Raw genomic sequence first — 10,003 nt, 5'->3', positions numbered from 1 at the left:
CATGGCCGATGCATTCCTTATCGGCGCTTTGGTGAAGGGGTGGGGCGAAGTCTCCCACGGTCTGTACTGGCTAGAGTCAGATGCTGGCTTTTAGTCCCACCACCCCTACAAGTCTAACCATACAAGCTGGCTTGCCTGCGATAGCTATCTAACTGCCACTCGCCCCATCAAGCCTTGTGCAGTGCCTGTGCCGCGGCCAATACTGCCTCCACATGCCCCGGCACTTTCACGCCGCGCCATTCCTGGCGCAGCACGCCTTCCTTGTCGATCAGGAAGGTGCTGCGATCAACGCCCAGGTATTCCTTGCCGTATAGCTTCTTCAGCTTGATCACATCAAACAGCTGGCAAACCGCCTCATCCTTGTCGCTGATCAGCTCGAAGGGGAAGGCTTGCTTGGCCTTGAAGTTTTCATGGGACTTCACGCTGTCCCGGGACACCCCAAACACCTCGGTGTTGGCAGCCTGGAAGGCAGCATGCTGGTCGCGGAACCCCTGGCCTTCAGTAGTGCAGCCCGGGGTGCTGTCCTTCGGGTAGAAATACAGGACCACTTGCTTGCCCTTGAGCCCGGCGAGGCTGAACGTCTGCCCGCTGGTCGCCTGGGCCTCGAAATCGGCGACTGGTGTGTCGATGACTACCGCCATGAAAAACTTCCTTACATTGGATTCTGTGGGCGCCACGGTTCGATCAGTGCATCCAGGTTCAGCGCATCGGCGAAATCCAGGAACTGGTCGCGCAGCCAACTGATCTGCACGCCTGCCGGCAAGGTCACGGTAAAGGTGGCGTTGAGCATGGTGCCGCCGGTCTGGGGGGCCTGATAGGTGTCGAAGGTCAGGTTTTCCAGTTCGACGTTATGGTCGATAAAGAACTGGCACAGCTCATTGACGATGTCCGAACGGTAGGCCGAACTGACGTAGGCCACATACGGCAGCGCCTGGGGACGGTTCTCCAAGGCTGCACTGCGTACTACATTGACGGTGAAGTCGTGCTTCTTGGCCAGGGTCGGCAAGCCGGCTTCCAGGCGCGCCAGGGCGTCCCAGCTCCCGGAAATCTGCAGGACCAGCGCGCTGCACTCGCCATGGCGAGTCAGGCGTGAAGTCACAACGGCGCAGCGATTTTCATGGCTGGCGCGGCACAGGACGTTAGTCAGCTCCATGGGGTTGGCGCCAAGGGCACTGATAACAAGGAATTGTTCGCGGACTGTGGGGGTGGACATGCAGCATTCCTAAAGCGATGAGCGGTCGATACGAACGTGCGGTACCGATCAAAGGATCAAGGGTAGCGAAAAGCGCCGCCAAGGGCTAGGACGTGGCGTTTTCATTGCATATTCAGCGGCATCTGGCCGTGCTTTGGCCCAATGATGGCGTTGCTGGCAACTAAGTTGATCCAGAACGCGTCCTCAGAGGGTACTTCGCTTGTGCAAGCATCTTGGCGCCAGTACCATTACGGCTCTCTTTTTCCGGCAGGAGCGGTTGCATGATTGCGGGCAGTATGGTGGCACTGGTCACACCCATGGATGCACAAGGTAATCTCGACTGGGACAGCCTGGGCAAACTGGTGGACTTTCACCTGCAAGAAGGCACCAACGCCATTGTGGCCGTCGGCACCACAGGTGAATCGGCCACGCTTGATGTGGAAGAACACATCAAGGTGATCGAGTTTGTGGTCAAGCGCGTGGCAGGGCGTATTACGGTGATAGCCGGTACGGGCGCCAACTCGACGCGCGAAGCGATCGAACTGACCAAGAACGCCAAGAAAGCCGGTGCGGATGCCTGCCTGCTGGTGACGCCGTACTACAACAAGCCGACCCAGGAAGGCTTGTACCAGCACTTCAAGACCATCGCCGAAGCCGTCGACATTCCGCAGATCCTGTACAACGTGCCAGGTCGCACAGCGTGCGACATGCAGGCCGCGACCGTGATCCGCCTGTCCACCGTGCCGAACATCATCGGTATCAAGGAAGCCACCGGCGACCTGCAACGTGCCAAGGACATCCTGGCCGGTGTGAGCAGCGACTTCCTGCTGTACTCCGGTGACGACGCCACGGCTGTTGAACTGATGCTGCTGGGTGGCAAGGGCAACATCTCGGTGACCGCCAATGTGGCCCCGCGTGCCATGAGCGAACTGTGTGCCGCTGCAATCGCCGGTGATGCCGTCAAGGCCCGGGCGATTCATGAGCAACTGATGCCGCTCAACAAAACCCTGTTTATCGAATCCAATCCAATCCCCGTGAAATGGGCGCTGCATGAGATGGGCCTGATGCCGGACGGTATCCGTCTGCCGCTCACCCCCCTCAGCCCCGCCTGTCACGAACCGCTGCGACAGGCCCTGCGCCAGTCCGGCGTCCTGGTTTAATTGAGGAAGCACTACGCATGAAGCGATTGGCCGGACTTTCCGCACTTGCCTTGATTATCTCCAGCACCAGTGGCTGCGGTTGGATCTGGGGCCCGGAAGGCTACTTCCGTGACCGCGGCAGCGATTACCTGGAAGCACAACAAACCGCACCGATGCAATTGCCGCCGGACGTCAATGTCGCCAAGCGCCTTGACCCGCTGTTGCCGATCCCGCGCAACGTGGCCGACGACACCGTCAAGGGCGAGTACGAAGTGCCGCGTCCACAGCCGATTTCGGCCATGGCCGATGCCAGCGACTACAGCCTGCAGAAAAGCGGCGACTCGCGCTGGATCATGGCTCAGCGCCCACCTGCCGAAGTCTGGCCGGTGGCGGTGCAGTTCTTCCAGGACAATGGCTTCCGTATCGACGAACAACGCCCGCAAACCGGTGAGTTCACCACCGCGTGGCAGCAGTCGAACGAACTGTCGGCCAATATGGCCAAGCGCCTGCAGGCCGGTGGTGTTGCCGCTGATGGCGAAAGCCGGATCCGCGTACGCATCGAGCCAGGCGTGCAGCGCAATACCAGTGAAGTCTACGTGGTCAGCGCCGCGCGTCCTGCCGGCAGCACCGCCAACGTCGAGTTCACCAACCGTTCGGTCAACAGCGGTGTCGATGCTGCGCTGGTCGACGAGATGCTTGCCAGCATGAGCCGCATCTCCGAGAAGGGTGGTTCCGTATCCCTGCTCGCTGCCCGTGATTACGACACACCTAGCCGTGTCAGCCTCACCGAAGACGGCAGCGGCAACGTCGTGCTCAACCTGGGTGAAGACCTGGATCGTGCCTGGGCCAGCGTCGGCCGTGCTCTGGAGCAAGGCCCATGGCGCGTCGAAGACATCAACCGCAGCCTGGGCCTGTACTACATCAACGTGGCTGAAAAGGCCGAGAAGAAAGACGAAGAGCGTGGTTTCTTCAGCAAGTTGTTCGGCAGCGAGCCGACCAAGGAAGAGATCGAGACCCGCGCCGAGCGTTATCAAGTGCGCTTGAGCAAGGTTGGCGACAACGTGCAAGTCACCGTCGAGAAGAACATCAACACCGTGGCGCCAGCAGAAACGGCGCGCAAAGTGTTGGGCGTGATTCAGGACAACCTGGGCTGATCTGATGCGTTTTGCTGTTCTCGGCAGCGGTAGCCAAGGGAACGGCACGCTTGTAGCCCACGACGACACGTACGTCCTGGTGGATTGTGGTTTCTCCCTGCGGGAAACCGAGCGACGCCTGCTGCGCCTGGGGGTTCACCCGGCGCAGTTGAGCGCGATTCTAGTGACCCACGAACATGCCGACCACGTGCATGGCGTGGGTTTGCTGTCTCGGCGCTACAATCTTCCGGTGTACCTGAGTCGCGGCACCTTGCGCGGGATGCGCAAACCCGTTGAACCCGCAGGTTTCCTGGCTGGTGGCGAGCAACTGCAGGTGGGTGCCTTGAGCATCGACGTGATTGCCGTGGCCCACGATGCCCATGAGCCTACGCAATATGTATTCAGTGACGGCGAGCGCCGCTTCGGCCTGCTTACCGACCTGGGTTCGTACTGTGCCAAGGTGCTGGAAGGCTATCGGGATCTCGATGCATTGATGATCGAGTCCAACCATTGCCGGGACCTGCTGGCGCGCGGTCACTACCCGTACTTTCTCAAGCAACGGGTTGGCGGCGAGTTGGGACATTTGAACAACCACCAGGCGGCGTACCTGGTGTATGAGCTGGGCTGGCAAGACCTGCAACACCTGGTCCTGGCCCACCTGAGCAGCAAGAACAACCTGCCGCAGCTTGCCCGGCAATGTTTTGTCGACACCCTCGGGTGCGACCCGGACTGGCTGCAACTGGCCGATCAAGATTCAGGGCTCGACTGGCGACATATCGCCTAGCCCACCTACTTACCAAGCGGAGCCCATCATGGAAAAACGTGAAGAACTCTACCGCGGCAAAGCCAAGTCGGTTTACAAGACCGACGACGCCAACCGCTTGATCCTGCTGTTTCGCAACGACACCTCGGCGTTCGACGGCAAGCGCATCGAACAGCTCGACCGCAAGGGCATGGTGAACAACAAGTTCAACGCCTTCATCATGCAGAAGCTCGAAGCGGCCGGCATTCCGACCCAATTCGACAAACTGCTGGGCGACAACGAATGCCTGGTGAAAAAGCTCGACATGATCCCGGTCGAGTGCGTCGTGCGTAACTACGCTGCCGGTAGCCTGGTCAAGCGCCTGGGCGTGGAAGAGGGCCTCAAGCTCAACCCTTACACGTTCGAACTGTTCCTCAAGGACGACGCCAAGGGCGACCCGTTCATCAACGAATCCCACGTCGTGGCATTCGGCTGGGGCACCGCTGAGCAACTGGCGCGCATGAAAGAGTTGTCCCTTAAGGTCAACGACGTCCTGAGCAAACTGTTCGACGACGCCGGCCTGCTGCTGGTGGACTTCAAACTGGAATTCGGCGTATTCCACGACGGCTCCATCGTCCTGGGCGACGAATTCAGCCCGGACGGCTGCCGCCTGTGGGACAAAGACACCCGCAAGAAGATGGACAAAGACCGCTTCCGCCAGGGCCTCGGTGACGTGATCGAAGCCTACGAAGAAGTCGCCAACCGTCTCGGCGTACCGCTGTAATCGACGCAAGCATCTGATAGCACGGAAAAAAATTGCTTCGGCGCTTTGCTTCCACGAAACAGACTGTTATGATGCGCGCCGTTGGAGAGATGCCAGAGTGGCCGAATGGGACGGATTCGAAATCCGTTGTACCTTCACCGGTACCTAGGGTTCGAATCCCTATCTCTCCGCCATTACACAGAAAAAGCCCCGTAGTTGAAAAACTACGGGGCTTTTTCGTTTCCGAAACTTGCTGAAAATACCGCCTCCTACGATTCACTCCCCGTACTACACAACAAACCCACCTTTCATGCAGGCTTCCAAAACGTTACGCACAGCGCCTGCGTTGCGCGCCCCTCTGTAAGTCAATATCGTTTGCCGTGTGCGAGATAGTTCTCCCATCCCAACACTGCAAAGGAATGCCTGATGAGTAAAAACACGAAAAAGACCTCCGACAAGATGGCCACGTTAGCAGCCGAAACCCTGAATAATTCAAACGCCTCAGCTATCGCCAGAAGCCTGGCTGCCTCGGCGTTGGCTCAAAGTGGTACGGATAAGCAGACCAGTGCGCAGATGGAGGAAAAAGCTGGAAAGACGCTTCAGAGCGATAAGTACAGCGAGCAGACGAAAGCGCTTGCCGCCTCTGTGCTCTCCCAATCCAATAAAGAGCGAGGAAGCTGAGAGGCGACCCTTCTGAATAAGGCCGGTGGTTGTTTCCATAGGTTATGGGGGAATGGGTCGCCTTACCTGAGGCTGTCCATTTCTCACAAAAAAGCTTGGCTTGCCACCATCCATCAGAAAAGCTGCCCATGGCTATCTCCAGTTCTATGCTGGGTCATAAGACCAATTCTTATGGATGGGAGGTGGGTATGAATAACGAACCCAAGCCACGCGACGACTCGGCGCAGGAGCGGGCTCGGCGGCTTCACGAAGAAGAGAAACCGCAGACCTGGAAGCACCCGGATGATGGGACGGAATTGTCCGAGCGCGACCAGGAGCGCCCGCTTAAGCCCTGACGTCCGACGATGAGAGCGCCCCCAGCGCTTTCATCCGGCTATCGGCGTACACAGCTCTACCAGCGTGCCATCCGGGCAGCGCACGTAAGACACTACCTGGCCCCAGGGCTTGCTGCTCGGTGCCGAGAGTTCGCTGGCACCTGCGGCCAGCGCTTTGGCGTGGGCCGCCGGTACGTCTTCGGTTACAAACCCCAGCTCCATGCCCAGCGGTTGCTTCGAGGTATGGGCGGCGACGTGCCCACCCTTGAAGTTCATCTCCCCCAGCTCATGGGCGGCGAAGGACAAAGTAGTGCCCCCGGTTTCCAACTCGCCATAGGTCCCTGATTCATGCAGGAAGCGTCGGCTGAAGCCAAAGGCTTTTTCGAAAAACTGCAGTGACGCGGCCACGTCCGGGACGTAGACGATGGTGTAGGCGAATTTCATGGCTAAGCGCTCCTTGCTTGAAGAAAGTGGCTAATTAGAGGGCGAGGCGCCGGGCTCGTCAATCTGCCTATACCAGCAGCGCCGCGGGAAACCCCGACGCCAGGACCAGATACGCAACGATGGCGGCCAGGCACAGCCCGACAAACACCCGCAGCAGCGTCCTGGCGGTTGGGTGGGCGATGAGTCTGATACTCCAGATACACAGCCCGGCCATCAGGATGGCCAGGGCAAGAATGACCAGCACGGGGATGTTCTCGGTTGTCATGGAAGCTGATTTATAGTCTCAAACACGTGGGTTGGATAGTCGACGCATAGACGCAGGCCCCGCAGTGTTCCTAAACTGCCGGCAGTCTTGGGCTGTAGGGCGTTTGCCATGAATCGCAATGAATTACGCAAGGCCGACATCAACCTGATGGTGGTCTTTGAAACGCTGATGCTCGAGCGCAACGTAACGCGTGTGGCAGAGAAGCTGTTTCTCGGCCAACCCACGGTCAGTTCGGCCCTCAACCGCTTGCGCACGTTGTTCAACGACCCGCTGTTTATCCGTGTCGGCCATCGTATGGAGCCCACGGCGCGGGCCGAGGAGCTTATCTTGCATCTGTCGCCGGCCCTGGACTCGCTGTCGGCGGCGTTGAGCCTTACCCATGATTTCGATCCGTCTGTCAGTACCATGACCTTTCGCATCGGCCTGTCCGATGACGTCGAGTTCGGCCTGTTGCCGCCGCTGTTGCGGGCCCTGCGCACCGAAGCGCCGCAGGTGGTGTTTGTGGTGCAGCATGTCGATTACTGGCGGATCCCGGACTTGCTGGCCTCTGGCGATATCACCGTCGGCATCACCCAGACCCGTGGCCTGCCGGCCAATGCCAAGCGCAAGTTGTTGCGCCATATCCGCCCCAGCGTGCTACGCGCCGATGCCTCGGACCAGCCGCTGACCCTCGATGAATATTGCTCACGACCCCATGTGCTGGTGTCCCACACCGCCAACGTCGCAGGGTTTGCCGATGAGTGGCTGGCGGAGATCGGTCGCAAGCGGCATGTGGTGTTATCTGTGCCGCAATACAGCTCCTTGCCGGCACTGCTGGCCGGCACCGATATGATCGCCAGCCTTCCGGATTACACGGCCCAGGCCATGGCCGCAGCGGGCAATCTGTTTTGTGAGCCGTTCCCGTTCGATACGCCGACCCTGGACTTGTCCATGGTCTGGCTCAGCCACGTTGACAGTGACCCCGCCGAACGCTGGATGCGCTCGCGGCTGGAAGCATTTATGGGGGGCTGAGAGCACTAAGCGGCACGTCATATCTGCGCTTCTTTTGCCGCATCCTGCTTGACGCTTGCCACTGCCTTGACCACCTGCTCGCGAAACCACGCGTTGGCAGTTTCCTGCTCGCTGACGTCGTTCCACTGCATATCCAGGGTGAACCCCGGCAGGCCGTTGGGGGCTTCGCAGTGGCCGAACTGCGGCTCCAGGGCCAGCAGCTGTTGCACACGCCGGGGCAGGGTGACGATAAAGTCGGTGCCGGCAATCATCTTCAGCGCCGCGCTGTAGCTGTTGGCCCGGGCGATAACCTGGCGCTTGTGGGCCTGGCGGGCGAGCCAGCCGTCGATCATGTTGGTGTCCGAGGTCCAGGGTGTCGGGAATACATGGCGCCGGGCCACAAACGACTGCAGGCTGAACGCCGGCTCGCGCGGGGCGGCGCGTTTATCGAAGACGCAGACCAGGTCGTCCTCCAGCAGCATCTGCGTCCTGAGATCCTTGTGCTCACGGTGAAAGTGCGGGCCGAAGCAAATCACCAGGTCCAGGCGCCCGTCGCGCAGGGCCTCCACGGGAATCTCGGTTTCCAGTTTTTGCACATTGACGATCACTGGCAGGTCGGCGTGATCGAAGTGTTTCAGCAACCTGGGCAGGATCAGTTGCTCGAAGTATTCGGGCGCGCAAAGGTTGAAGGTGACGGCTTTTTGCGTGGGGTCGAACGTCTGGGCGCCCGCGTGGCAGAGGTTGATGCTTTCGAGGATTTTCTGCACATGCCCGTACATGCTGCTGGCTTTGTAGGTCGGGCGCATGCCCGCACGGGTGTTGATAAACAGATCGTCTTCGAAGCTGGTGCGCAGTTTCTTCAGGCTGTAACTGACCGTGGACTGGCTGACAAACAGGGTTTCGGACACATCGGTGACGCTGCTTTGCTCATACACAGCGACAAAAACCATCAGGTCCTGCATATCGAGCTTTCTAAGCAAGTTGCTGTTTAGCATTCGTTCCGTCCGTGAGCCTGTTGCGCGACCGCAGCGCAAACAAGGCAAAATGTTAACGGAACGCTCGTGCCAATAGAAAGGTCTGTCGGACCTTTCTATGTCTGTTGTGGGACAGATACTGTTTGGAACACGACGCCCTAGCGAATATGCCGTGCGTAGTGGCGCGGGTCGAAGCGCAGGACCATCAGCAGCATCACCCCCACCACCGCCGTGAGCGACCACCAGGCCCATTCGAAACTGCCCAGTTGGTCGCGAATCACCCCAGCGATCAGTGGCGACACGCCAGCAATCAGGTAGCCGATACCCTGCACGAAGGCTGTCAGGCCACCCGCACGGCGCGGGTTGTCCAGGTGGTCCAGGGACAGGATCAGGCTCATTGGGAACAGCCCGCCAATGCCCAGGCCCAGCAGGCATGGCCACAGGAGGGTGAGGTGCTGTGGGGAGAGGATCAGGCCACAGAAGCCGGCGATGATCAGCACCAGCAACACGGCCACCACAGCGCGCTTGTCCTGGCGCCGGTTGGCGATGGCCGGGGTGATTAGCCCGGAGACCACCTCCATGGCGGTCAGGAAACCCAGTAGCAAACCGGCACTCTGTTCGCTCCAGCCCTGCTCGACGTAGTACGGCGCCAGCCATGCCAGCACGCAGGTGTAGGAAGCGGTCCCGAGGCCGAAGAATATCGCCAGCAACCACGCGCGGCGATTACCCAAAAACGACGCCTGCGCACCGGTAGCGGCGTGGGGCAGGGGAGGCAATGCCGCGCGCTGGGCATACCAGAACAGCAGCGCCAGCACGGCGAGCACCGCCCAGATGGCCAGGCCGATCCGCCAACTGCCGGTCTGCACCTGGATAAGCGGCGAGAATGACGCCGCCAATGCCGCGCCGCCCATGATCGCGGTGACGTACAGGCCCATGAACAGTGAAACATTGTCACGAAAGCGCGACTTGATCAGCGCCGGCATCAACGCCTGGATCAGCGCAATGCCCACGCCGGCGGCGATGGCGCTGAGGATCAACTCGGCGGCGGAGTCGAGAAACAGCCGTGACAGGGTGGCGAGGCCAATCACTACCAGCGACAGCACGATGCTGCGATGTTCGCCAAAGCGTTTGCCCAGGCCCATGCCGAAGAACATCGCCAAGCCCATCGCCATCACCGGCAGCATGGTCAACAACGACGCGGTGCTGAAACTCAGCGGCATATCACCACGGATCGACGATAACAAAGGACCGACTGCTGCCATGGACGGGCGCAGGTTGAGGGCCACCAGTACAACACTGATCATCAGCCAGAGGGCGGTGGTGGGTTTGGCGTGGACGTTTTCCATGGGCGGGCCTTGAATGGACA

Annotated in this window: 13 protein-coding genes and 1 tRNA gene; 8 read left to right on the top strand and 6 right to left on the bottom strand. The window is 59.9% G+C overall.

Annotated elements, in window-relative coordinates:
- Positions 1–167: 167 nt before the first annotated feature.
- Together HBO24_RS24335 and HBO24_RS24330 are read right to left on the bottom strand one after the other, a co-directional pair.
- A complete protein-coding gene (locus HBO24_RS24335) occupies positions 168–641 on the bottom strand; it encodes a peroxiredoxin (RefSeq protein ID WP_057441332.1) in 474 nt (157 codons plus the stop codon).
- 11 nt (positions 642–652) lie between these two features.
- The gene (locus tag HBO24_RS24330; RefSeq protein ID WP_029299075.1) at positions 653–1,213 is read right to left on the bottom strand and encodes a glycine cleavage system protein R; all 561 of its coding nucleotides are present in this window, start codon (positions 1,211–1,213) and stop codon (positions 653–655) included.
- A gap of 260 nt (positions 1,214–1,473) precedes the next feature.
- Between HBO24_RS24330 and dapA the strand changes: the two genes are divergently transcribed.
- The 7 genes from dapA (at position 1,474) to HBO24_RS24295 (ending at position 5,985) form a co-directional block, all read left to right on the top strand.
- Positions 1,474–2,352 carry a 4-hydroxy-tetrahydrodipicolinate synthase gene (dapA, locus tag HBO24_RS24325; protein WP_057444335.1) on the top strand — a complete coding sequence of 293 codons (879 nt, stop codon included), beginning with the start codon at positions 1,474–1,476 and terminating at the stop codon, positions 2,350–2,352.
- Positions 2,353–2,369: 17 nt separating this feature from the next.
- Positions 2,370–3,485, top strand: a complete 1,116-nt coding sequence (gene bamC, locus HBO24_RS24320; protein WP_057441316.1) for an outer membrane protein assembly factor BamC — start codon at positions 2,370–2,372, stop codon at positions 3,483–3,485.
- 4 nt (positions 3,486–3,489) lie between these two features.
- A complete protein-coding gene (locus HBO24_RS24315) occupies positions 3,490–4,248 on the top strand; it encodes an MBL fold metallo-hydrolase (protein ID WP_057958791.1) in 759 nt (252 codons plus the stop codon).
- A gap of 28 nt (positions 4,249–4,276) precedes the next feature.
- Positions 4,277–4,990, top strand: coding sequence for a phosphoribosylaminoimidazolesuccinocarboxamide synthase (purC, locus tag HBO24_RS24310; protein ID WP_003211975.1), 714 nt, complete (start codon positions 4,277–4,279; stop codon positions 4,988–4,990).
- Positions 4,991–5,073: 83 nt separating this feature from the next.
- A tRNA-Ser gene (locus HBO24_RS24305) sits at positions 5,074–5,163 on the top strand.
- 232 nt (positions 5,164–5,395) lie between these two features.
- On the top strand, positions 5,396–5,650 hold the full coding sequence (locus HBO24_RS24300) for a hypothetical protein (protein WP_170060474.1): 255 nt from the start codon (positions 5,396–5,398) through the stop codon (positions 5,648–5,650).
- Positions 5,651–5,838: 188 nt separating this feature from the next.
- Positions 5,839–5,985, top strand: a complete 147-nt coding sequence (locus HBO24_RS24295) for a hypothetical protein (RefSeq protein WP_162947713.1) — start codon at positions 5,839–5,841, stop codon at positions 5,983–5,985.
- 30 nt (positions 5,986–6,015) lie between these two features.
- On the opposite strand, the gene HBO24_RS24290 is transcribed toward HBO24_RS24295, so the two are convergent.
- On the bottom strand, positions 6,016–6,408 hold the full coding sequence (locus HBO24_RS24290; RefSeq protein ID WP_057441310.1) for a VOC family protein: 393 nt from the start codon (positions 6,406–6,408) through the stop codon (positions 6,016–6,018).
- A gap of 67 nt (positions 6,409–6,475) precedes the next feature.
- Positions 6,476–6,673, bottom strand: a complete 198-nt coding sequence (locus tag HBO24_RS24285) for a hypothetical protein (protein WP_169960365.1) — start codon at positions 6,671–6,673, stop codon at positions 6,476–6,478.
- A gap of 108 nt (positions 6,674–6,781) precedes the next feature.
- On the opposite strand from HBO24_RS24285, the gene HBO24_RS24280 reads away from it, so the two are divergent.
- Positions 6,782–7,684, top strand: coding sequence for a LysR family transcriptional regulator (locus tag HBO24_RS24280; RefSeq protein WP_057958792.1), 903 nt, complete (start codon positions 6,782–6,784; stop codon positions 7,682–7,684).
- A gap of 17 nt (positions 7,685–7,701) precedes the next feature.
- On the opposite strand, the gene HBO24_RS24275 is transcribed toward HBO24_RS24280, so the two are convergent.
- Entirely contained in the window at positions 7,702–8,658 is a 957-nt protein-coding gene (locus tag HBO24_RS24275) for a LysR family transcriptional regulator (RefSeq protein WP_120732136.1), read from the bottom strand.
- A 137-nt stretch (positions 8,659–8,795) separates the two neighbouring features.
- Positions 8,796–9,983, bottom strand: a complete 1,188-nt coding sequence (locus tag HBO24_RS24270) for a cyanate transporter (RefSeq protein WP_169960404.1) — start codon at positions 9,981–9,983, stop codon at positions 8,796–8,798.
- Positions 9,984–10,003: the final 20 nt, after the last annotated feature.

The sequence above is a fragment of the Pseudomonas sp. WS 5410 genome (assembly GCF_012985645.1).
GTDB classification, from domain to species: Bacteria; Pseudomonadota; Gammaproteobacteria; order Pseudomonadales; family Pseudomonadaceae; genus Aquipseudomonas; species Aquipseudomonas shahriarae.
Note: the sequence above shows the minus strand (reverse complement) of the source record. Positions and strands in the feature narration are given on the sequence as shown.